Source organism: Nonomuraea wenchangensis (genome assembly GCF_900111685.1).
Taxonomy (GTDB): domain Bacteria; phylum Actinomycetota; class Actinomycetes; order Streptosporangiales; family Streptosporangiaceae; genus Nonomuraea; species Nonomuraea wenchangensis.
The window spans coordinates 317787-339743 of record NZ_FOHX01000008.1; the positions used below are offsets into that span (position 1 = coordinate 317787).

Below are 21957 nucleotides of genomic sequence, written 5' to 3' on the forward strand. Positions count from 1 at the left end.
CGGCGCCGCTCAGTGAGCGATCGGACCGGCGTAGTCCATGTAGAGGCGGAGCCGGGAGTGGCCGCCCGGGTGGTCGAGGTCGACCCGGTCGCAGACGCTGCGGATGATGAACAGGCCCATGCCGCGCGTGGGGTTGGGGGCCGGGAGCCGCCTCAGGTGCTCGGGAAGGAGGGTGCCGCCCTCGTCCAGGATCTCGACGACCATGCCCCGGTCGCCGGCGCGGGCGACCAGCCTGCCGCCCTCCCCTCCGTGGTCCAGCACGTTCGTGACGGCCTCGTTGACGGCCAGGACCAGCAGCTCCACCCGTCTGGCCGTCATGCCGGAGGTCAGGGCGTGATCGCGGAGCGCCGACCGGACCGCGGCCAGGTCCGTGCCGGTGGGGAGGCTCAGTTCGAGCAGGTCGCTCAACGTCTCATGTCCCGTCTCGTCAACGTGCGGCGGCTCACGGGCGAATCCGTCCAGTATGGGTCCCCCCGCCCCCTGGAGAGGGAGGCGGGTGCTCCTGATCCCGGCACGGCGGTCATTCCGGATGGCTCAGCCCGTTCGTGGCGTGGTCGAGGTCGTCGTAGGCGGGCAGCTGCTCCTCCAGGCGGGTGATCTCCAGCAGCGCCGCCATGCTCGGGTTCACCTCGATGAGCCGCAGGCCGCCGCTCCGCTCCCGCGCCCGCTCCTGCGCGATGACCAGCGCGCGCAGCCCGCTGGAGTCGCAGAAGACCAGGCCGCCCAGGTCGCAGACGATGTGCGGGCACTCCGCGCCGTGCGGCGCCGCGCCGAGCAGCTCGTCGAACGCGCGCGACAGGTCGGGCTGGGTCTGCCTGTCGAGCTCGCCGCGCAAGGTCAGCAGCCAGTAGCCCGACCGGCGCTCCACCTCGATCGCGAGAGCCGTCACCGCTTTCCCCTCATGGTCCGTGATCCAGGCCGGACGTCTCGTCCGGGCCGTCGCGGAACCCCCGCGGCGGCTTGGCGGAAAGCCTACGCGGGCAAGAGCCACCCGTGGTACGCCCGTCGCGCCGCACGTCATGCCGCCGTATGCCAGGGAATCGCCCACAATTGTCTTCACTGGTCGTCGACAATCATGTTTCCTCGTGGCCCGCTCTTTTGGCACCATTGACGTCATGAGCCTCGCCGGGAAATGGTCGCGCTCGATTATCGCCGTCGTCGCGGCAATGGCGCTGACATCCGGCGTCACGCCCGCTTACGCGGCAGTTCAAGGCATATGTCCGGAGCATTATCAGCCGCCCCTTCCCCCGGCCGCCGGGACCAAACCCGAGCGGATCGCGTTCACCGACCCGCTCGCGCAGATCGCGTTCACCTATCGCGACATGATGGACGTGGACCCCGACTTCGGACGCGATGTCGATCCCACGCACCAGACCCCGGGGCGCGAGGCGTTCAACGGCAGCATGAACGTCGCGGTCGGCTTCTTCGACATCACCGATTGCGATCCGGCCGCCTTCGACAGCCGGTTCGTCACGAGCGTCGAAACGCTCAAGCGCACCAATCCGGCGCTACTCCGGCAATTGGAGCTGCCGCCCGGCACCCGCACCATTCTCGCCATTCCCCGCTTCAATGCGAACAAGACGGCGAAGGGCCTGTTCGGCACCGTCATCGAGCATTCCGAGCCGCGCGTGGTGAAAGGCGGCCGGGCCCGTGAGCTGCCCGTCGAGCGGCTGCTCGTCCTCTACACCGACCTCGCCCCGTGCAGTCCGAGCAGCGCGAACTGCCGGGCGCTGGTGGCCGGCACCAACGCGCGCGTGGTGCATTCCGCCGACTCGCAGGGGCAGCTCTGGGCGGCGCTGAAGGAGGCGCTCGGCAACACGATCAAGGCCGACGCGTTCGCCCTCGACCTGGACGCGCTGGCCGCCGACCCGGCGGAGGGCAGGCGGAGCATCCCGACGATCTTCAGGCCGCGCCCCGACATGGTGACCCCGCCCGTGCCGCCCTCGAACGCCCCGCCCTCATCTGCCCCGAGCTCCGACGGCACGCTGGCCGGCGCGCTGAAGGGCGACGACCTCGGCGGCGTCGACTTCTCCGCGCTGGAGCTGCGCTACTTCGCCGACGCCGGCACCGACGACCCCGCCGGGATCAGGTACGGCTTCACCCCCGCCGGGACCGGGGCGAAGCAGACCAAGGGCCAGCCGGCGGCGGGGGCCGGGTTCCGGGTGACGCGGCAGGCTTCGGACGCCTTCTTCGTGTGGCTGGCGCTGCCCGCCCACAAGTTCACCGTCAACCTCAACCCGTCCGAGCCCGACCGGATCATCGACGCCGACTTCGGCACCACCGACGCGGGCCGCATCCTGCTGGAGGCGGACCTGCACATGAAGAAGACCGTGGCGAAGCTCATCCACCCCGACACGGCGCTCGGCCGCCGGTTCTGGGAGGGCACCCGGGGCAAGTGCCTGGTGTTCCGGCAGTGGATCGTGCCCGCCCCCGCCTCGGTGCACGAACGGGGCGACGAGCTCTACATCCTCGACGCGCCCCTTGAGGTGAAGCTGGAGAACGAATACCTGTCGGCGCGGCGGCCTGGCGGGGAGCTCGGCAAGAGCTGCGCGGGGCAGTCGGCCGCCGACGGCGAGCGGGCCGAGCGGGTGTTCCGGACGCTGATCCTGCCGCGCGTGCGGGAGGCGGTGAACACCGCGCCCGAGTACGCGGCGCTACGGCGGGTCTACCTGAGCCGGGTGGCCGCCGAGTGGTACCGCCGGCGCAGCAGGACTGGGCCCACGACGTACGCCTCGCTGGTGGACAAGGGGGACGTGCGGCCGTGGCGGTCGCGGCAGGAGTGGAGCCCGCGGCAGGTGTTCGACGCCTATGTGCGCTCGTACGAGCGGGGCGAGTTCAAGGTCACCAGGGATCGCGGCGGCCTGCGCTACTCGTACTTCTACGGCGGGGTCGACTTCAGCCGGCTGACCGTCCGGCAGGCAGGCGAGTCCGGCCTGCATGCCAGATGGGACAGCCTGCCGGGGACGGCGGCGGCCGGGGCGGGGAGGACGACGGCCGGGGCCGGGAAGACGCGCTGGCTGACGGGCAGCGCGCCGAGCGCGGACCGCTCGCCCCGGGCGCGGATGCTCTCACGGGTGGCCGGCGCGCTCGCCCTGCTCGCCAAGGGGCTGCTGGTGCTGCTCGCGGCGCTCGTGGTGGCGGGGGTCGTCGCCCTCCTGGTGCTCCGCCGCAGACGCGTCCCCCCTCCCCCGCCCCCGCCCCCGCCCCCGCCGAGGTGGTAAGGCCGGACGAGGTGGTGAGGCGGGCCAGGTGGTGAGGCCGGTGAGGCGGGTCAGCCAGGTAGCAGGGCGGAGCTGAGGCCGAGGACGGCGGTGACGAGGTTGTCACCGAGGCGCCGCCAGGCCCGTTCCGCCTCGTCCCGCGTGGCCTGCCCGGCGGCCAGCTCCGTCTCCAGGTCGGCGCTCATGTGGACGAGGAGCAGCCGGATCATGGCCGCGTGCCGCTCGGTGAGCTCGGTGTCCCGCCCCGCTCCGGCGGAGGGGTGGAGGCGGTCGAGGCGCTGGAAGGAGGGCGTGCAGGTGTACGCCCGCCGCGCGTGCTCGCGCAGCCCCGGCTCCACGACGGCCTGCGCGAGGAAGCGCCCGTACCAGGAGGGGGTGCCGAGCTCGACGTGGTGCTCGATGCCGGGCTCGACGACGCAGGCGATCCACTCGCGCGGCGACGCCTGCCCCCGCGCCTCCAGTACGGCCACCAGCCGGGACCGGTGCCGTTCGACCGCGGCCGCGTGCTGCTCCAGGATGGCGACGATCAGCTCGTCCCGTGAGCTGAAGTGGTACTGCACGGCGGAGTTGTTGCGCTGCCCGGCCGCCTCGCGGATCATCCGCATGGAGACGCCGGCGAAGCCGTGCTCGGCGTACAGTCGCTCGGCGGTCCGCATGAGCTTGTCCCGGGCGCGCAGCGAGCGCGGGGACGGCCGGGAGGACGGCGCGGGGACCGCCGTGCTGACGTTCATGACCGTCCTTAATGATGAATTCGGTGCAGTCTTTCCCCGATTATCACCACGGACGGGGCCTGTTCACCAGGTCACCCACACCTCCTGGAGCCCGCCCGCGATGCCGCCGGTGCGCAGCCGCAGGTCGGACGGGTGGTCGCGGAGCCCGAGGCCGGGCAGACGCCGGGTCAGCAGGCCGAGCACGACCTGCAGCTCCACGCGGGCCAGCGGCTGGCCCAGGCAGTAGTGCGGGCCGGCGCCGAAGGTGAGGTGCTGGGCGACGTTGGGCCGCTGCGGGTCGAACCGGTCGGGGTCGGGGAACTTCGCCGGATCGCGGTTGGCGGCCGGGGTGCTGGGGATCACCGTGCTGCCCGCGGGCACGAGGGTGCCGCTCAGCTCGACGTCCTCGGTGATGTACCGGGGGACGCCGCCGATGACCGACAGCGTGCTGTCGAGGCGCAGCACCTCCTCGACGGTGCCGGGGATCAGGTCGGGGTCGTCGACGACGGCCTCGTAGCGGGAGCGCTCGGACAGCAGCACGGCCGTCATGATCGCGATCATGTTGGAGGTGGTCTCGTGGCCGGCCAGCAGCAGCCCGCGCACGGTGGAGATCAGCTCGTCCCGGCCGAGCCGGCCGTCCTCGGCGTCGGTGATCTGGGTGAGCTCGCTGAGCAGGTCGTCGCCAGGGTGGGCGCGGTTGCGGTCGACGAGGTCCGACACGTAGGCGTTGAACTCGCGGTAGGCCTGGTCGACCTCCTCCTGCGTGTGGGCGGTCAGCGTGAGCATCACCCGCGACCAGTGCGCGAACTTGTCCTGGTCCTCGGCCGGCGCCCCGACCAGGGCGCAGATGACGCGCACCGGCAGGGGCAGCGCGAGCCCGGCCGTCAGGTTGCCCGGGGAGCCCTTGGCGAGCATGGCGTCCAGCAGGTCCTCGGCCATGGCCTGGACGCGGGGCCGCCACACCTCCATCTTCCGCTGCGTGAACCAGCCGCTGAGCAGCCGCCGCCACCGCAGGTGGCCCTGCCCGTCGCGGATGGCGGAGCCGCCGGCCCGCCGACGGCTGAACAGGCCGCCGTCCTCGGTGGTGGCCACCCGGGCCGCGCCCTCCCTGGTCAGGTCGCGGGTGAAGCGCGGGTCGGCCATCACGGCGCGGGCGTCGTCGTAGCGGGTGACGAGCGTGGCCACGTCGCCGCTCGGCAGGCGTACGTGCGCGACCGGGCAGCCTTCGCGCAGCTCGGCGAGGCGCGGCGGCGGCTCCAGCGCGGTCGGGCGGTCGAACGGGTATGCGGGGATCTCGTCAGCCATCGCTTTGGCCCTCCAGCCGGTGACTCCGACCCTCCGAATATAAGATGATCATCTTAATCCGGCAACGTCCGCCCTCCACCGTGGGCTAGAAGGCAGGTTGTTCTCGCGCGCTTCTGGGTACTGGCGAGCTTCCGGTCGAGAGGAGGCGGCGTGAGCCGAGGCGGTTCCCAACAGGCGACCCTGGCGGCCCTGGCGGCCAACGTCGGGATCGCGGTGATGAAATTCGTGGCGTTCCTCTTCACGGGTTCGTCGTCGATGCTCGCCGAGGGCATCCACTCCGTCGCCGACTCCGGCAACCAGGGGCTGCTGCTGCTCGGCAGGTCGCGCTCGAAACGCGGGCCCACCCCGGCCCACCCGTTCGGGTACGGCCGCGAGCGGTACTTCTACGCCTTCCTCGTGTCGGTGGTGCTGTTCTTCGGCGGCGGCCTGTTCGCCCTGTACGAGGGCTACGAGAAGATCAGCCACCCCCACCCGCTGGAGAGCTGGCCGTGGGCGGTCGGGGTGCTGCTGGGCGCGATCGTCATGGAGGGCCTGTCGCTGCGGACCGCCGTACGCAACGCCAACCGGCTGCGCAAGAACCGGTCCTGGACCCGCTACATCCGCGACGCCAAGGCCCCGGAGCTGCCGGTGGTGCTGCTGGAGGACGCCGCGGCCCTGACCGGCCTGGCCTTCGCCCTGATCGGCGTCACCCTCGCGCTGGTGACCGGCAACACGGTCTACGACGGGGTCGGCTCGGTCGCGATCGGCATCCTGCTGATCATCGTGGCGGTGACGCTCGCCAGGGAGACCAAGAGCATGATCATCGGCGAGGCGGCCTCCCCGGAGATCCAGCGTTCCATCGAGGACGTGCTCAGGGCCGACGACGTCATCGCCGGTTACACCCAGCTCCGCACCCTGCACCTGGGGCCGGAGGACCTGCTCGTGGCCGCCCGCGTCACCGTGGCCGGCCACCGGGAGTCCGACGCGGTCGCCGAGGCGCTCGGCGAGACCGAGCGGCGCATCCGCGACCGGGTGCCGATCGCCTCCGTCGTCTACCTCTCGCCCGCGCCCGCCGTACAGCGGGAGCGGGAGCGGGAGGAGGACGAGGGCCGGATCAGGTGAAGCGGCGGTAGCTGACGGCGCGGCCGTCGTTGGCGACGGTCCCGATGCTGACGGTCGACCCGGCGTGCGGCGCGTGGATCATCTTGCCGTCGCCGATGTAGATGCCGACGTGGCCGGCGGGGTTGCCGAAGAAGACCAGGTCACCGGGCTGCGGCGTGCTGACCGGCGTGCCGCTCGCCTGGTAGCCGGCGGCGGTGGTGTCGCCGATCTTGATGCCCGCCTGGTTGAGCACGTAGTAGGCGAGGCCGCTGCAGTCGAAGGCCGACGGGCCGTTGGCGCCCCACACGTACGGCTTGCCCATGTGCAGTTTGGCGGCCTCCACGATGCGGTCGCCGGTGGCGGTGCCCTTCTCGAACGGCAGGGGCGTCGGCGGCGGGCCGTCCCCGGCGTAGCCGGTCGGGCCGCCCGAGGACGGGCCGCCCGCGGGGCCGCCCCCGCCGCCGCCGTCGCCCTGCAGGGTCGTCTTCGGTATCGGCGCGGGCTCCCACTTCACGGTGTGGCCGGGCCCCGGAACGAACGACTGGTCGCCCGGCGCCTTGATCGCGGCGAACGTCGCCGCCCGGTCGTCCAGGAGCTTCTTGACGTCCTTCATGGCCTGGGTCACGGCCGTCTCCGCATCCTTGCCGTGCGGCCGGGCGTCGGAGAGCGCCCTGTTGACCAAGGGGGTGACCGCGGCGTCCTCTTCCTTCTTGTCGGCCTTGGGGTGGGCCGTCCTCCACGCCTGCACGTCGTTCAGCAGCGTGTTGCAGATCCCGTTGACCTTCGACTTGGCCGTCTCCAGCGCCTGGGCGGCGCTGTCGAGGGCGCCCGCGCTGTTGGTCAGGGCGTCGTGGAGGGCGGCGCCCGCCCGGTTGTAGCCGCCCATGTAGGTGACGAAGGCGTCCGCGGACGAGCCGTTCCACGCGTTGTCGACGGTGCGGACCGCGGAGCCGATCCGCCCGCTGTAGCCGTTGACCTTGCCGGCCGCGCCGCGCCACCGCTTGGCGATGCCGCGGATGGACTCGGGGCTGCCGCTGACCTTGCGCAGCAGTTCGGCCAGCTCCCCGCCGCCCGGCAGCGCGGCGACCTGCTCGGCGACGCCCATTACGTGTCACTCCCGCTGGCCAGGTTGGCGTTGCGGAGGTTCTGCCGCACCTTGTCCAGCGCGCGTTCGACGCCTTCGAGCTTGGAGCCGGCATGGCCCAGCTCCTCGCCGGCCGCTTTCTCGACCGCGTCGACGGCGGAGGCCAGCCCGGAGGAGTCGGCCAGCTTGCCGAAGATCGAGGAGTCCGTGGCGCCGGCCGGATAGCCGCCGCCCAGCTCTTTCGCTTCTTTCGCCACCCTCCGCGCGGCGGACGCACAGTCCTCCAACGCCTGGAAGTGGACTTCCAGCCCGCCCATCGCCAGCTCACCCCGTTGCTCGATGTGATCTTCGTTGGTGCGGGATCCATCTTGCCGCAATGTCCCCATGCGACGCATCCGTACCGTCGGACCGGATCCGTCGTCCCCACGTATCGGCGCCATGGGGCGGGGATTGCTGGTAAGGGTGGAAGCATGATCTTTTTCAGGCGGGCGGCCGAGGCCGCCGTGCTCGCGTCCCTGACCGTCCCGATCGTCCTCGTCACCGCCGCGCCACCGGCCGCGGCCGAGGCGGGCTCGGCGGCGCGGGCACGTCGCCTGCTGGATCAGCTCAAGGTCGCCCGGCCGCTGCCCATCCGCGGGTACAGCCACCGGCGGTTCATGCCGAGGTGGGCGCACCACAAGGGGACGTGCGACGCGCGCGAGACGGTGCTGGCCCGCGACGGGCGGCGGGTGCGCAAGAACGCCGCCTGCCACCCGGTCAAGGGCGTCTGGTACAGCCCGTACGACGGCAAGTGGCTGAAGAGCGAGCGGCTGGTGGACGTGGACCACGTGGTGCCGCTCGCCTACGCCTGGCGCTCGGGGGCCAGCCGGTGGAGCCAGGCGAAGCGGCGGGCGTTCGCCAACGACCTGACCCGTCCCGAGCTCATCACGGTCAGCCATTCCGCGAACCTCGCCAAGGGCGGCCAGGGCCCGCAGAGCTGGCGGCCGCAGCGGCGCGCCTACTGGTGCCGGTACGCCACCTCGTGGATCACCGTCAAGCACCACTACCGGCTGTTCGTCACGCGGAGGGAACGGGTGGCGCTGCTCAACATGCTGCGCACCTGCCGGTGACGCCACTTGACCTGCGCTTACGCCCCTTTTAATGGGATGCGTGCACTCTTGTGGTCATACGAACCGTATCGGGAGGACACGATGACAACCCCTGGACCGGACGACTTCAGCACCGCGGAGATCCTCGGCGAGGAGCCGCCCAGGCGCCGGTACCCCCGTTCGCTGGTGCTGGCCGGGGTCACGGCGGCGGTCCTGGTCGCCGGAGCGGGGGTCGCGACGGCGGCGGCGCTGTCCCCGTCGCCGTCCCCGTCCCCGAGCGCGACGGCCGGGGACGGCGCGTCGCCTTCCGCCTCGCCCTCGCAGGACAAGGGCTGGGGCCGGGGCCACCGGGCCGGGATCGGCGGGCCCGCCCTGCACGGCGAGTACGTGGTCCGCGGCGAGGACGGCGGCTACGTGACGGTCGCCACCCAGTACGGCGAGGTCACCGCCGCCGACCAGGACTCCGTCACGGTCAAGAGCGAGGACGGCTACACCAAGGAGTACGCGCTCACCTCCGAGACCCGGATCAACCGGGGCGGCGACGGCGCCGACGCCGTCAAGACCGGCCAGAAGGTCATGGTCGCCGCCAAGGTGGACGGCGGCACGGCCACCGCCGTCGTCGTCCGCGACGTCACCGAGCGCGCGAACACGGCCCGCGAGCCCGGCAAGGGCTGGGGCCGGGGTTGGGGCGGCAAGGGCCACTGGGGCGGCGGCGACGGCGGCGCGGGCCACGGCAGGTGGCATCACGAGCCCTCGACGTCCTCCCCCGCCCCGAGCCCGTCGGAGAGCCCCACCGCCTCCTGACCTCCCGGCTCCTCGCGAAGGGGCACGCGTACCGGCCCGCCGGTGGACGGGGTGACGACGACCTCGTCCGCCGTCACCCGTACCTCCGGCAGTGGCGGCTCCCCGGGGGCGGCGGTGAGCAGGATCAGGCTGACGTACACGGCCGTGCCGCCCGGGTGGGCCGGGCAGGTGACGTACGGGGTGGCCGAGCAGGGGCCGAAGGCGTTGACGCCGTCGCCGGTGACGACGCCGGCGGAGGTGAAGCCGTGCAGGCCGCGCGCCGCGCTGGTCAACCCGTCCGGCCGCCGGGCCACGGCCCGGACGCCCTCGGTGTGGGTGCCGGGTGGCAGCCGGTCGGCGAGGGCGTGCCCGCCGTCGCGGACCAGGTGGCCGGCGGGCGCGGTGACCTGGTGGACGCGGATCTCGGCCGGCCCGTCCACGACCGAGGTCGTCACCACCCGTACGTCGCCGTCCTGGTAAGCGGAAGCGGCCACGCGCTCCCCCACCGCCAGCGGCTCGATGCGGCGGCGGCGCGAGGGGACGCCCTCCGGGGACACGACGGCGAGCTGGTTGTCGGCCGCGCCCGGCGCGAAGTCGGGCCCGGTGTGGCTGGTGTAGGCGAGCCGCAGGTAGAGCGGGTCGGGCTCGCCGTCCCGGCGCTGGACGCGGTCGCGGTCGCTGCCGTGGTTGAGCAGGCGTACGACGCCGTCGGCGCGGGTGGCGTGCAGCAGCCAGCCGGCCGGTGGCACGGGCACGACCTGGTCGGCGAGGTCGATCGGGGCGGCCTCCTCGGGGGCGGTCCACGCCGGGTGGTCCGGCGGCAGGAGCAGGCCGAGGAACGCCTTGCTCGCCCAGTACGGCGAGGCGGGCCCCGAGTAGTCCTGGGTGCCGGGCGGGAAGGGGGCGTACCAGCCGCGGGTGAGCAGCCCGTGCTCGTCGGGCGCGCCGCGCTCGGCGAAGTGGCGCAGGACGCCGCTCGCGATGCGCCGGGTGCGGCCGGGCGGCAGCGGCGAGGCGCCGGTGAGCTCGCCCAGCCACAGCGGGGCGACGGTCGCGAAACGATAGACGAGGGAGCGGCCCTGGTGCACGGGGCCGCCGCCGGCGGCGAAGAAGTGCTGGTAGCGCTCCAGGAAGAGGCGCAGGCGGGCGGCGTAGCGCTCCTGGCGGGCGGTGTCGCCGGACATCCTGGCCCACAGCGACGGGTAGAGGTGCAGCGCCCAGCCGGTGTAGTAGTCGTAGTTCTTGCCCTTGCCGTCGGAGTACCACCCGTCGCCGGTGTACCAGTCCTCGATGCGCTCCAGGCCGGCGGCGATCTCGGCGGGCTCGTACGGGCCGCCCGCCTCGGCCAGGAACTGCTCGACGACCACCTGGAACAGCACCCAGTTGTTGTCCGGCGTGCGCCGCCCCAGGAACCCGGCCAGCCAGGCGAGCACCCGGTCCCGCACGGCGGGGGCGAGCCGGTCGTACAGCCAGGGCCGGGTCTCGTGCAGCGCCAGCGCGATGGAGGCGGCCTCCACCAGCGGCTGGGACATGTCGGCCAGCGGCGGCCAGGCGCAGGGGTGGGCGGGGTCGGTGCCCGCGGCCAGCCCCTCGGCGTAGCGTTCCAGCAGCACGGGCGGGACGTCGCCGCCGGCCCCCGCAATACGGAAGGCGGCCAGCAGGAACGTCCTGGCGAAGCCCTCCAGGCCGTCGCTGACCGGCCCGGACCGGCTCGGGCTGCCGGGCAGGCGGTACTGGGCGAAGCCGTCGGTGGCGTACGGGACCACGGCGTCGAGCAGGCGGTCGGCCATGGCCTCCCAGTGCGCGCGGGTCCAGCCGGTACGCGGGGACAGGCGGAGGTCGGGGGGCGGGAGAGGCATGGAACGGGATCCTACGCCGTTCGGCGGAAAGCGGTTTCCGAGCCCCCGGACCGGTCACGGCCCGGCCAGGATCAGGCCGGCGGCGTGCTCGCCGATCATCATGGCGTCGAGCGCGGTGGGCGAGCGCAGCGGCACCGGCACGATCGACAGGTCGGCGACCCGCAGCCCCTCGACGCCGCGCACCCGGCAGTCCTCCCCCACCACGGCCGCCGCGTCGCCCTCCGGCCCCATCGCGGCCCCGCCGAGCAGCGCGAGGCGGCTGAACGTGCCCGCCCGCAGCAGCTCGTCCAGCTCCGCGTCACCGCCGGGCGCGGCGACCGCCTCGGCGGTGGCGGCGAAGGCGGGATCCCGGGCGAGCTCCCAGGCGTGCCGATACGCCTCCCGCATCCGCCCCAGGTCACCGGGCTCCCGATAGAAGCCGAGGTCGACAAGGGGCGGGCCGGACGGTCCGGCGAGCGTGACCGACCCGCGCGAGGCCGGGACGAGATCGCCGACCATGATCGTGGCCATGGCGGGCCCGCCGTGCGGCGGCGGCCCGCAGAACAGGCACAGGTAAAAGCCGTCGTCCGGCTCGTGGCCCGGCACGGCGGCCAGCCGCGCGACCACCTGCGTCACCGGCGCATCCGCCGGCAGCGCGCCGGGGCGCGGCACGGCGGGCAGGACCGCGCCCGGCTGGTCGTACAGGCCGCGGCCGACCCCCGGCAGGTCGGCGGCCACGTCCACCCCGAGCCCGCGCAGCTCATCGGCCGGGCCGATGCCCGAGCGCAGCAGCAGGGCGGGCGTGAGCGGGGTGCCCGCGGCCAGGATCACCTCGCGGGCGGCGAGCGTCTCTCCCCCGGCCAGCACCCCGTACGCCCGCCCGCGCCGCACCAGCACCCGTTCGGCGGCACGCCCGGGGAGCACGGTCAGGTTCGGCCGGGCGCGGGCGGGCGCGAGGTGCGTCAGCGCGGTGGGCATCCGCCGCCGCCCGCGCCGGTTGTGCGGATAGGGCCCGACGCCGCTCGCGCCGGGCGCGTTCATGTCCGGGCAGTACGGATGCCCGGCGGCCGTCATGGCCTCGACCAGCCCCTGCACCGGCGGCGTCCACTCCGTCTCGGGCCAGCGGGTGATCGGGACCGGCCCGGCGTCGCCATGGTAGGGCCGCCCGCCGTAATCGAGGTCCGTCTCCACCCGCCGGTACGACTCCAGCACCCGCTCCCAGTCCCAGGCGGGCAGCCCGAGCGCGGCCCAGGCGCGGAAGTCCCGGACGGTGGCCCGCAGCGCGCCCATCCCGTTGACCTGCGCTGATCCGCCCACGACCTTGCCCCGCGCCAGCGGCTCGGCCCGGCCCCCGGTCACCGTGGCCCGCAGCCCCCAGTCGCCGTCCTCGCCGTCGGCCCCCGCCTCCAGGACCACGACCTGCCGCGCCGGGTCCGCCGACAGCCGCTCGGCCAGCACGCATCCGGCCGTCCCCGCGCCGACGATCAGGTGATCGATCTCCATGCGACGACCGTAACCAGGCCCCGCCACCTGGCTCTTGGACGAATCTGACCGCCGCGCCCCGCGAGCCGCATTGCATGGACATGCAGAGGTGTGTATATACTTCTGCTCGTGTCCAAGGTACTCACCTCCCTGCCTGTCGGTGAACGAGTCGGGATCGCCTTCTCCGGTGGTCTCGACACTTCGGTAGCGGTCGCGTGGATGCGCGAGAAGGGTGCAGTGCCCTGCACCTACACCGCCGAGATCGGCCAGTACGACGAGCCCGACATCGTCTCCGTCCCCGGCCGCGCCACCGCCTACGGCGCCGAGATCGCCCGCCTGGTCGACTGCCGGGCGGCGCTCGTGGAGGAAGGGCTCGCGGCGCTGGCCTGCGGCGCGTTCCACATCCGCTCCGGCGGGCGCACCTACTTCAACACCACCCCGCTCGGCCGGGCGGTCACCGGCACCCTCCTCGTGCGCGCCATGCTGGAGGACGGCGTGCAGATCTGGGGTGACGGCTCGACGTTCAAGGGCAACGACATCGAGCGCTTCTACCGCTACGGCCTGCTGGCCAACCCCTCCCTGCGCATCTACAAGCCGTGGCTCGACGCCGACTTCGTGCACGAGCTCGGCGGCCGCAAGGAGATGTCGGAGTGGCTGCTGGCCCACGGACTCCCCTACCGCGACAGCACCGAGAAGGCCTACTCGACCGACGCCAACATCTGGGGCGCGACCCACGAGGCCAAGTCGCTGGAGCACCTCGACACCGGCATCGAGATCGTCGAGCCGATCATGGGCGTGCGGTTCTGGGACCCCGAGGTGGAGATCGTCGCCGAGGACGTCACGATCGGCTTCGAGCAGGGCCGCCCGGTGACGATCAACGGCAAGGAGTTCGCCTCCGCCGTCGACCTGGTGCTGGAGGCCAACGCCATCGGCGGCCGGCACGGGCTCGGCATGTCCGACCAGATCGAGAACCGCATCATCGAGGCCAAGAGCCGCGGCGTCTACGAGGCCCCCGGCATGGCGCTGCTGCACGCCGCCTACGAGCGGCTGGTCAACGCCATCCACAACGAGGACACCCTGGCGAGCTACCACATCGAGGGCCGCAAGCTCGGCCGGCTGCTGTACGAGGGCCGCTGGCTCGACCCGCAGGCGCTCATGCTGCGCGAGTCGCTGCAGCGCTGGGTCGGCATGGCGATCACCGGCGAGGTGACGCTGCGGCTGCGCCGCGGCGAGGACTACTCGATCCTCGACACCTCCGGCCCGGCGTTCAGCTACCACCCGGACAAGCTGTCCATGGAGCGCACCGAGGACTCCGCGTTCGGTCCGGTGGACCGCATCGGCCAGCTCACCATGCGCAACCTCGACATCGCCGACTCCCGGTCCAAGCTGGAGCAGTACGCCAGGCTCGGCATGGTCGGCGGCGGGCAGCCGGCCCTGGTGGGCGCGGCGCAGGCCGCCTCGACCGGCCTCATCGGCGCCATGGACGAGGGCGGCGCGGAGGCCATCGCCTCGCGCGGCGAGGCGGTGACGGAGGAGGAGCTGCTGGACCAGGCCGCGATGGAGTTCGGCACCGACTGACCGTGAGCGACGTGCAGTAGGCCGCGGGGGGATGTTCCCCCCGCGGCCTACGCGTTCCTGTTGGGCAGCAGGCGGGCCGCGTCGAGGGCCAGCGCCAGGTCCACCAGGTCGCGGGGGCGGGCCAGCGAGCGGCCGGTGAGCTGCTCGATCCTGCGCACCCGGTTGACGATCGTGTTGCGGTGGCAGAACAGGCGGGCCGCGGCCCTCGCGGCCGAGCCGTCGCAGGCGAGCCAGGTCTCCAGCGTGGTCAGCAGCGTGTCGCGGTCGGCGGAGTCGAGCGCGAGCAGCGGCCCGAGCGCGCTGTCCAGGAGGTGGAAGGCGAGGTCGGGCCGGGTGAGCATGAGCGCGGCGGGCACCCGGCCGTCCAGGCGGGCGATCTCGGGCCCGCCGTCCACGCAGGTGCGCATGGCGAGCAGGGCCAGCTCGTGGGCGGCCCCCAGCTCGGCCAGGCCGGTCACGACGGGGCTGACGCCGGCCACGCCGCTGATGACGTAGCTGAGCTCCCTGCACAGGTCGTCCAGGCCGGCCTCGCCGAGCGCGGCCACGGCCACCTCGTGCCCGGTGCGCATCCGCCACAGCAGGCGCATGCCGTCCAGCGACTCGGGCAGCAGGGCGTCGTCCTGCCGGCCGCCGCGGCGTACGGTGACGACCGCGTAGGCGCCGTGCTCGGGCAGGTCGAGCGCGGCCTCGGCGGCGCGGACCACCCCGGCGTCGGCGGTGCCGTCGAGCAGCGCGTCGAGCAGGGCGTTGACGCGTTCCCTGCTGCGGCCGAGTATCTCCTGCTCGCGCCGGTTGTAGGTGTCGCAGGCCACCATGGACTGGCGGTCGATGGCGTGCCAGACGTGCCCGGCGGCGCGCACCAGCACGCTCAGCCGTTCTGGCCGCTCGCGTTCCATGTGGTCGACGAGCGCCGACCAGACGACCTGGCCGGCCAGCCGGTACATCCGCAGCAGGGAGTCCAGGGGCAGGCCCTGCTCGGCGCGGCGGCGGGCCATGTTCGCGGTGAAGACCAGGTCGCGCCGCTCGGAGGGCGGCTGCAGGATGGCGGTGAGCCCCAGCCGGACGCCTTCGAACGTGCTCTTCCAGTGCTCGTCGTAGGGGACGCAGGCGCAGTACACCTCGTCGCCGTCGCGGGTGCGGGCGACCAACTCGCCGGTCAGCTCGGGCAGGTGCTCCAGCAGGACCACGGCGGCGGTGCGCAGCGTCTGGCGGACGTCCTCGTCCACGACCGTAGGGGGACGCATTCCCCGAGGCTGCCACCGCCCCCCGCTCCAGAACAAGGCTCTGTAGCGTTTTGTGATCCATCGTTGTGCGGCTGCACAACCGGGGCCCGGCCGCGGTGGGCAGGCCGCCCGACTTCACGCCGGCATCTGGACGACGGCGCACGTCAGCGGTTTGGGTGAGCCGGCATGGGGTCTTGGGAGGAAGTCGTATGGCCGAACTGACCGTCGGCGATCTCGTCGTGGACTACGGGCCGGTGCGTGCCCTCTCCGGCGTGTCGATGCGGGTCCCGTCCGGCGCGGTCGTGGCCGTGCTCGGCGCGAACGGCGCAGGGAAGACGACGCTGCTGCGCGCGATCTCGGGAACGCTCCGGTTCCAGCGCGGCCGGATCGCGCGCGGCACGATCGAGCTGGACGGCGCCCGCCTGTCCGGCCTCGGGGCGGCGGCGGTGGTGCGGTGCGGCGTCACGCACGTGCCGGAGGGCCGGCGGGTGTTCGCCCGCATGACCGTGGAGGAGAACCTGCGCGCGGGCGGCCTCGGCACGCCGCGACGGGCCGCCGCCGAGGCGAGGGAACGGGTGCGCGAGCTGTTCCCGGTGCTCGCCGAGCGCTCCCGCCAGCCCGCCGGACTGCTGTCGGGCGGCGAGCAGCAGATGCTGGCCATCGGCCGGGCGCTCATGGCCGGGCCGTCGGTGCTGCTGCTCGACGAGCCCACGCTGGGGCTGGCCCCGCAGATGGCGGCCAGGATCGCCGCGACGATCAGGGCGATCAACGCGGCGGGCACGTCGGTGCTGCTCGTCGAGCAGAACGTGGCCACGGCGCTGTCGCTGGCCTCCTACGCGTACGTGCTGGAGGTCGGCGGGGTGGCCATGGAGGGCCCGGCGGCGGCGCTGGCCGCCAGCGACGAGGTGCGGCGGCGCTACCTGGGCGTCAGCGACGAGACGCCGGCCGAGGTGCGCCCGCGGGCGGCCCTGCCGAGGTGGTCGGCATGACCCGGGCATCAGGCGCGACCCCGGAATCCGGCGCGGCCCCCGAATCCGGCGCGACCCCCGAATCCGGCGCGACCCCGACATACCAACCGGGCGGTATGCCGCCGCTGGAGGTCCGTGACGTGACCGTGCGCTTCGCCGGGCTGACGGCGCTCGACGGCGTCAGCTTCACCGTCGAGCCCGGCACGGTGCACGCGCTGATCGGCCCGAACGGGGCCGGCAAGTCCACCTGCTTCAACGTGCTGTCCGGCGTCTACCGGGCCACCTCGGGCAGCGTCCGGCTGGGCGGGGCCGAGCTGACCGCGCTGCGCCCGCACGAGGTGGCGGCGCTGGGCGTGGCCCGCACGTTCCAGAACATCGCGCTCTCCCCCCGCCTGCCGGTGCGCGACAACCTGCTGCTCGGCCGGCACCGGCTCACCCGCGCCGGCTTCGTCGCGGCCGGGCTGCGGCTGCCCCGCGCCCGCCGCGAGGAGCGCGCGCACGAGGCGAGGATCGCGGAGATCGCCGCGTTCGTCGGGCTCGGCGACCTGCTCGGCACGCCGGTCGGGCTGCTGCCGTACGGGGTGCGCAAACGGGTGGAGCTGGCCCGCGCCCTGGCGATGGAGCCGCGCCTGCTGCTGCTCGACGAGCCGGTCGCCGGCATGAACAGCGGCGAGCGGGTGGAGATGGCCGAGCTGATCGTCTCGGTCAGGGAGAGCCTCGGGATCTCCATCCTGCTCGTGGAGCACGACATGGGCATGGTCATGCGGCTCGCCGACCGGGTGACCGTGCTGGACTTCGGCCGCCGCATCGCCGACGGCCCGCCCGCCGAGGTGCAGAACGATCCCAAGGTCGTCGGCGCGTACCTGGGCACCGAGGAGGGCTTGTGATCACATTCCTGGAGCTGCTCGTCAACGGGATCTCCATCGGGGCCGTGTACGCGCTCATCGCGCTCGGCTTCGTCGTCATCTTCAAGGCGACGGACGTGGTGAACTTCGCGCACGCCTCGCTGCTGCTGGCCGGCGGCTACGTGGTGGCGCGGCTGCACGCCGCGATCGGCTTCTGGCCCGCGCTGCTGGCCGGGATCGCCGTGGCCGCCGTGCTCGGCGCGCTGGTGGAGTTCCTCGTCATCCGCCGGTCGAAGGCGGCCACGCACGGCGTGCTCGCGATCGTGACGATCGGCGTGGACATCGTGCTGACCACCGAGCTGACCCGCAGGATCGGCGCCGAGGTGCTGGCCATGGGCGATCCGTGGGGGTCGCGGGTGGTGCACCTGGGGCCGGTGCCGGTGGCCGAGACCCGGCTGGTCGCGCTGGTCACGGCGGCGCTGCTGATCGCGGTGTTCCTGCTGGCGTTCAAGTTCACCGGCTGGGGCGTGGCGATGCGGGCCACGGCCGAGGACCCGGAGACGGCCGCGCTGATGGGCGTGCGGCTCGGCAGGGTGTCGCTCAGCGCGTGGGCGGTGGCCGGGGCGCTGGCGGCGGTGGCCGCGCTGTTCCTGTGCGTCTTCCCCACGCCGGGCCTGGACCGGGGCGCCTCGTTCGCGGCGCTGAAGGCGTTCCCCGCGGCCATTCTCGGCGGACTGGACTCCACGACGGGCGCGCTGGTCGGCGGCCTGGTCGTCGGGGTCACCGAGGCGCTGATGACCGGCTACCAGAACGACCTGACCTTCCTGGGCCGCGGGATCGGCGACGTGGCGCCGTTCCTCGTCATGATCGCCATCCTGCTGCTGCGGCCCGCGGGCCTGTTCGGTACGAAGGAGCTCGCCCGTGTCTAGGCATCTGATCAGGGCCGGCGTGCTGGCCGCCTTCGTGGTGGTGCCCTTCTACCTGGAGGGGTTCTGGCTGCAGGCGGGGCTGTTCGCGATGTCGGCCGCGGTCGGCGCGATCGGGCTCAACCTGCTGACCGGCGCCACCGGCCAGCTCTCCATGGGCCACGCGTTCTTCCTGGCGGTCGGCGCCTACGCCTACGTGTACTTCGCCGCCGAGCCCACGGGGTCGCTGGGCGGCCTGGGCCTGCCCACGCCGCTCGCCGCCGTGCTCGCCGTGGTCCTGTCGGGGGCGGCGGGCGGGCTGTTCAGCCCGATCGCCGGGCGGCTCAAGGGCGCCTACCTGGGCATCGCCACGCTGGCGCTGATCTTCCTCGGGCAGCACCTGCTGTTCAACGCGGGGCCGGTGACGGGCGGTTTCAACGGCCGCGCGGTGCCGCCGCTGGAGCTGTTCGGCTTCGTCTTCTCCGACGCGCCGGAGCTGGTCGTCATGGACGTGCCGTTCGGCGCGCTGGAGCGGCTGTGGTTCCTCGGCGGGGCGGTGCTGCTGGCCGCGGCGCTGTTCGCCCGCGGCGTGCTGCGCGGCCGTCCCGGGCGGGCCATGAACACCATCCGCGACCACGAGATCGCGGCCGGGGTGATGGGCGTGCCGGTCGCCCGCTACCGGGCCGGGGTGTTCGTGCTGTCGTCCATGTACGGCGGCCTCGCCGGCGTGCTGCTCGCCCTGGTCTTCCAGCGCACGGTGCCGGACTACTTCGGCATGCTGCTCTCCCTCGACTACCTCGCGATGATCGTGATCGGCGGCCTCGGGTCGGTCGGCGGCGCGGTGATCGGGGCGGTCTTCGTCTCCCTGCTGCCGCAGCTGCTGACCCGCTACGGCGACGCGCTGCCGCTGGTGGCCGCGCCGGGCTCCGGCGACGGCGTCTCCCCCGCCGAGGCCGCCCGCCTCCTGTACGGCGCGGCCGTGGTCGCGGTCGTGCTCTTCCTGCCGGGCGGCCTGCTCGGCCTGCTCCACTCGCTGCGCCGGCGGCTGCCCGGCCTGCGGCTCCCCCTGTCCGCGAACCCCACCCCGTCCCCTGAGACCAGGAGCTGACATGTCCACTAACCGCAAGGCCGTCGTCGCCGCGCTCGTGTCCCTGGCGCTGGCCGCCACCGCCTGCGCCAGCGGCAAGGCCACCGGCGGCGACGGCCAGGCGAGCGCCACCGGCGGCGACGGCGTCAAGACGGGCCCCGGCGTGACCGCCGACACGATCACCCTGAGCCTGCTCACCGACCTGACCGGCCCGTACGCCTCGCTCGGCAAGAGCCTCACCCAGGCCCAGCAGCTCTACTTCGACCAGGTCAACCAGGCGGGCGGCGTCTGCGGCAGGAAGATCGAGACCGTCGTGCGCGACCACGGCTACGACGCCCAGAAGGCGATGGCGTCCTATGCCGAGGTGGCGCCGAAGACCGCCGCGATCCCGCAGTTCATCGGCTCGCCGATGGTGACCGCGCTCAAGGACAAGATCAACGCCGACAAGGTGCTCACCATCCCGATGGCGTGGGCGACCGGGCTGCTCGGCAGCGAGGCCATCCAGGTCACCGGCACCACGTACGACGTGGACATGATCAACGGCGTGGACTTCCTGGTGAAGGAGAAGGGGCTCAAGTCCGGCGACAAGATCGGTCACCTGTACTTCGAGGGCGACTACGGCGAGAGCGCCCTCGCCGGGTCCACGTACGCGGCAGGCAAGCTCGGCCTCACCGTGGTCGAGCAGAAGATCAAGGCGACGGACCAGGACATGACGGCCCAGGTGGCGGCGTTCAAGAAGGCGGGGGTGAAGGCCGTGCTGGTCTCGGTCGGCCCGCGCCAGGCCGCCTCGCTGGTCGGCGTGGCCCTGGCCGGCGGGATGGACGTGCCGTTCATGGGCAGCAACTCGGCCTACAGCCCGCAGCTGCTCGACACGCCGGCCGCGCCCGCGCTGTTGAAGGACTTCTACTACGTGACCGCCGGCGCCCCGATCAGCGCGCCGCTGCCCGCCTACCAGAAGCTCATCGCCGACTACGGGGCCAAGTACGCCGGCCAGCCGCTCGACAGCGGCGTGGCGGCCGGCTGGACGGCGGCCGTCATCGTCGGCGACGCCCTGCGCAAGGCGTGCGAGAGCAAGGACCTCAGTCGGGCGGGCATCCTCGCGGCCCACCGCTCGCAGAAGGCGTGGGAGGCCGGGCTGGGCGGCACGCCGATGGACTTCAGCGTCTACGACCGGCCCGCCTCGCGCTCGTCGTACATCGTCAAGCCGGACAAGGACGCTGTCGGCGGCGCCACGCTCGTCAAGGAGGCCGCCGTGTCCGAGCTGGCCGAGGGGTACACCGTCCCCACGGCGGGCTGAGCCCCCGACATGGCCGCGTTATTGGAGGTCTCCGGGCTCACCATGCGCTTCGGCGGGGTCACCGCGCTCTCTGGCGTGGACCTCGCCGTCGGCGAGGGCGAGCTCGTCGGCCTCATCGGGCCCAACGGCGCGGGCAAGAGCACCCTGTTCGACTGCCTGACCCGGCGGTGCGCGCCGCAGGAGGGCCGGGTGCTGCTGGCGGGCGAGGACCTGGCCCGGCTGCCCGCGCACCGGGTGGCGGGGCGCGGGGTGGCCCGCACCTTCCAGAACACCGCGCTGTTCCCCGGCCTGTCGGTGCGGGAGAACGTCATGGCGGGCGCGCACCGGCACGGCCGGGCCGGGTTCTGGGGGGCGGCGCTCGGGCTGGCGGCGGGCGAGGAGCGGCGGCTGCGGGAGACGGCCGACGCGCTGCTGGCCCGGTTCGGGCTGGGCGAGTACGCCGACCATCCGCCCGAGGCGCTGCCGTACGGGACGACCAAGCTCGTCGAGATCGCGCGGGCGCTGGCGGCCGGGCCGCGGCTGCTGCTGCTCGACGAGCCGGCGGGCGGGCTCGCCCCGGCCGAGGTGCCGGCGTTCGCCGGGCTGATCCGGCGGCTGCACGCCGAGCTGCGGCTGACGATCGTCGTCGTGGAGCACCACCTGGACTTCGTGCTGTCGTTGTGCCGCAGGATCGTCTGCCTGGAACGCGGACACAAGATCGCCGACGGCCCGGCGGACGCCGTCCGACGGGACCCCGCCGTGGTGGCGGCCTGCCTGGGAGTCACGCGGTGACCGGCCCGCCAGTGGCAGGCGCCGGGCTGGAGGTGCGGGGGCTGCGGGCCGAGTACGGCGCGGCCCGCGTGCTGCACGGCGTCGACCTGACCGTGCCGGAGGGCGAGATCGCGGTGCTGCTCGGCCCGAACGGCGCGGGCCGCACGACGCTGCTGCGCGCCCTGTCCGGCCTGGTACGGGCGCGCGGCACGGCCACGCTCGACGGGACGCGGCTGCTCGGCCGCGCCCCCGACGAGATCGCCCGGCTCGGGGTCGCGCACGTCACCCAGGAGGGCGGCACGTTCGGCCCGCTGACCGTCGAGGAGAACCTGCGGGTGGGCGCGCGGGCCCGCCCGTGGCCGCGGCGCGGCGCCGGCGAGGACCTGGACCGGCTGTTCGGCTGGTTCCCGGTGCTGCGGGCGCAGCTCAGCCAGCCCGCGGGCACGCTGAGCGGCGGCGAGCAGCGCCTGCTCGCCATCGCCCGCGCGCTGATGGCCCGCCCCCGGCTGCTGCTCATGGACGAGCCGATGCGCGGCCTGGCCCCCCGGACGGCGGGCCTGCTCTTCCGCACCATTCACGCGATCAACAGGGACGAGGGGACCACGATGGTCATCGTCGAGCACAACGTGCCGGCGGCGCTGGAGGTGGCGCACCGGTCCTTCCTCATGGAGGCGGGCCGGATCACCGCCAGGCGCGTCCGAGGGAGGTGGTGA

Annotated in this window: 21 protein-coding genes; 12 read left to right on the forward strand and 9 right to left on the reverse strand. The window is 73.5% G+C overall.

The genetic code is table 11. The annotated features are described in order from the left end of the window. Nucleotides 1-9: 9 nt before the first annotated feature. A complete protein-coding gene (locus BMW85_RS25700) occupies nucleotides 10-408 on the reverse strand; it encodes an ATP-binding protein (protein WP_177240880.1) in 399 nt (132 codons plus the stop codon). A gap of 112 nt (nucleotides 409-520) precedes the next feature. After that, a complete protein-coding gene (locus tag BMW85_RS49715; protein ID WP_177240881.1) occupies nucleotides 521-889 on the reverse strand; it encodes an STAS domain-containing protein in 369 nt (122 codons plus the stop codon). 226 nt (nucleotides 890-1115) lie between these two features. On the opposite strand from BMW85_RS49715, the gene BMW85_RS25710 reads away from it, so the two are divergent. After that, nucleotides 1116-3221 carry a hypothetical protein gene (locus BMW85_RS25710; RefSeq protein WP_177240882.1) on the forward strand — a complete coding sequence of 702 codons (2106 nt, stop codon included), beginning with the start codon at nucleotides 1116-1118 and terminating at the stop codon, nucleotides 3219-3221. A gap of 50 nt (nucleotides 3222-3271) precedes the next feature. Here the strand turns inward: BMW85_RS25710 and BMW85_RS25715 are convergent, their stop codons facing one another. Beyond that, on the reverse strand, nucleotides 3272-3952 hold the full coding sequence (locus tag BMW85_RS25715; protein WP_091086073.1) for a TetR/AcrR family transcriptional regulator: 681 nt from the start codon (nucleotides 3950-3952) through the stop codon (nucleotides 3272-3274). A 63-nt stretch (nucleotides 3953-4015) separates the two neighbouring features. After that, on the reverse strand, nucleotides 4016-5236 hold the full coding sequence (locus BMW85_RS25720) for a cytochrome P450 (RefSeq protein WP_091086076.1): 1221 nt from the start codon (nucleotides 5234-5236) through the stop codon (nucleotides 4016-4018). Between the two features lie 150 nt (nucleotides 5237-5386). Here BMW85_RS25720 and BMW85_RS25725 point away from each other — a divergent pair, with 150 nt between their 5' ends. After that, a complete protein-coding gene (locus tag BMW85_RS25725; RefSeq protein ID WP_091086079.1) occupies nucleotides 5387-6337 on the forward strand; it encodes a cation diffusion facilitator family transporter in 951 nt (316 codons plus the stop codon). Here BMW85_RS25725 and BMW85_RS25730 read toward each other — a convergent pair. Both BMW85_RS25730 and BMW85_RS25735 read right to left on the reverse strand, forming a co-directional pair. After that, the gene (locus BMW85_RS25730; RefSeq protein ID WP_218155924.1) at nucleotides 6330-7421 is read right to left on the reverse strand and encodes a bifunctional WXG100 family type VII secretion target/C40 family peptidase; all 1092 of its coding nucleotides are present in this window, start codon (nucleotides 7419-7421) and stop codon (nucleotides 6330-6332) included. The genes BMW85_RS25725 and BMW85_RS25730 overlap by 8 nt on opposite strands. Then, nucleotides 7421-7786, reverse strand: coding sequence for a hypothetical protein (locus BMW85_RS25735; RefSeq protein WP_245775057.1), 366 nt, complete (start codon nucleotides 7784-7786; stop codon nucleotides 7421-7423). The genes BMW85_RS25730 and BMW85_RS25735 overlap by 1 nt, the downstream gene beginning before the upstream one ends. 84 nt (nucleotides 7787-7870) lie before the next feature. Here BMW85_RS25735 and BMW85_RS25740 point away from each other — a divergent pair, with 84 nt between their 5' ends. Both BMW85_RS25740 and BMW85_RS25745 read left to right on the forward strand, forming a co-directional pair. Beyond that, nucleotides 7871-8509, forward strand: a complete 639-nt coding sequence (locus BMW85_RS25740) for an HNH endonuclease family protein (RefSeq protein ID WP_091086085.1) — start codon at nucleotides 7871-7873, stop codon at nucleotides 8507-8509. Nucleotides 8510-8590: 81 nt separating this feature from the next. Beyond that, nucleotides 8591-9292, forward strand: a complete 702-nt coding sequence (locus BMW85_RS25745) for a hypothetical protein (protein WP_177240883.1) — start codon at nucleotides 8591-8593, stop codon at nucleotides 9290-9292. Here the strand turns inward: BMW85_RS25745 and BMW85_RS25750 are convergent. Continuing rightward, nucleotides 9232-11130, reverse strand: coding sequence for a DUF2264 domain-containing protein (locus BMW85_RS25750; protein ID WP_245775058.1), 1899 nt, complete (start codon nucleotides 11128-11130; stop codon nucleotides 9232-9234). The two genes, BMW85_RS25745 and BMW85_RS25750, sit on opposite strands and share 61 nt — an antisense overlap. A 54-nt stretch (nucleotides 11131-11184) precedes the next feature. Continuing rightward, nucleotides 11185-12612, reverse strand: coding sequence for a GMC family oxidoreductase (locus tag BMW85_RS25755; RefSeq protein ID WP_091086087.1), 1428 nt, complete (start codon nucleotides 12610-12612; stop codon nucleotides 11185-11187). Between the two features lie 108 nt (nucleotides 12613-12720). Between BMW85_RS25755 and argG the strand changes: the two genes are divergently transcribed. Then, a complete protein-coding gene (gene argG, locus BMW85_RS25760; protein ID WP_091086090.1) occupies nucleotides 12721-14169 on the forward strand; it encodes an argininosuccinate synthase in 1449 nt (482 codons plus the stop codon). A gap of 47 nt (nucleotides 14170-14216) precedes the next feature. Here the strand turns inward: argG and BMW85_RS25765 are convergent, their stop codons facing one another. Further along, nucleotides 14217-15413: a PucR family transcriptional regulator gene (locus BMW85_RS25765; protein ID WP_245775059.1), complete on the reverse strand. Its 1197-nt coding sequence runs from the start codon at nucleotides 15411-15413 to the stop codon at nucleotides 14217-14219. Between the two features lie 188 nt (nucleotides 15414-15601). Here BMW85_RS25765 and BMW85_RS25770 point away from each other — a divergent pair, with 188 nt between their 5' ends. The 7 genes from BMW85_RS25770 to BMW85_RS25800 all read left to right on the forward strand — a co-directional run bounded on the left by BMW85_RS25770 (nucleotide 15602) and on the right by BMW85_RS25800 (nucleotide 21957). Next, the gene (locus BMW85_RS25770) at nucleotides 15602-16381 is read left to right on the forward strand and encodes an ABC transporter ATP-binding protein (RefSeq protein WP_091086094.1); all 780 of its coding nucleotides are present in this window, start codon (nucleotides 15602-15604) and stop codon (nucleotides 16379-16381) included. 95 nt (nucleotides 16382-16476) lie between these two features. After that, nucleotides 16477-17247 (forward strand): ABC transporter ATP-binding protein, encoded by a 771-nt coding sequence (locus BMW85_RS25775; protein WP_091086097.1) that lies wholly within the window; start codon nucleotides 16477-16479, stop codon nucleotides 17245-17247. After that, nucleotides 17244-18134, forward strand: coding sequence for a branched-chain amino acid ABC transporter permease (locus BMW85_RS25780; RefSeq protein WP_091086100.1), 891 nt, complete (start codon nucleotides 17244-17246; stop codon nucleotides 18132-18134). The genes BMW85_RS25775 and BMW85_RS25780 overlap by 4 nt, the downstream gene beginning before the upstream one ends. After that, nucleotides 18127-19218 carry a branched-chain amino acid ABC transporter permease gene (locus BMW85_RS25785; protein ID WP_091086103.1) on the forward strand — a complete coding sequence of 364 codons (1092 nt, stop codon included), beginning with the start codon at nucleotides 18127-18129 and terminating at the stop codon, nucleotides 19216-19218. The genes BMW85_RS25780 and BMW85_RS25785 overlap by 8 nt, the downstream gene beginning before the upstream one ends. A 1-nt stretch (nucleotide 19219) precedes the next feature. Then, on the forward strand, nucleotides 19220-20494 hold the full coding sequence (locus BMW85_RS25790) for an ABC transporter substrate-binding protein (protein WP_091086105.1): 1275 nt from the start codon (nucleotides 19220-19222) through the stop codon (nucleotides 20492-20494). 9 nt (nucleotides 20495-20503) lie between these two features. Continuing rightward, nucleotides 20504-21265, forward strand: a complete 762-nt coding sequence (locus BMW85_RS25795) for an ABC transporter ATP-binding protein (RefSeq protein WP_091086107.1) — start codon at nucleotides 20504-20506, stop codon at nucleotides 21263-21265. Beyond that, nucleotides 21262-21957, forward strand: coding sequence for an ABC transporter ATP-binding protein (locus BMW85_RS25800; protein ID WP_245775060.1), 696 nt, complete (start codon nucleotides 21262-21264; stop codon nucleotides 21955-21957). Before BMW85_RS25795 ends, BMW85_RS25800 begins: the two co-directional genes overlap by 4 nt.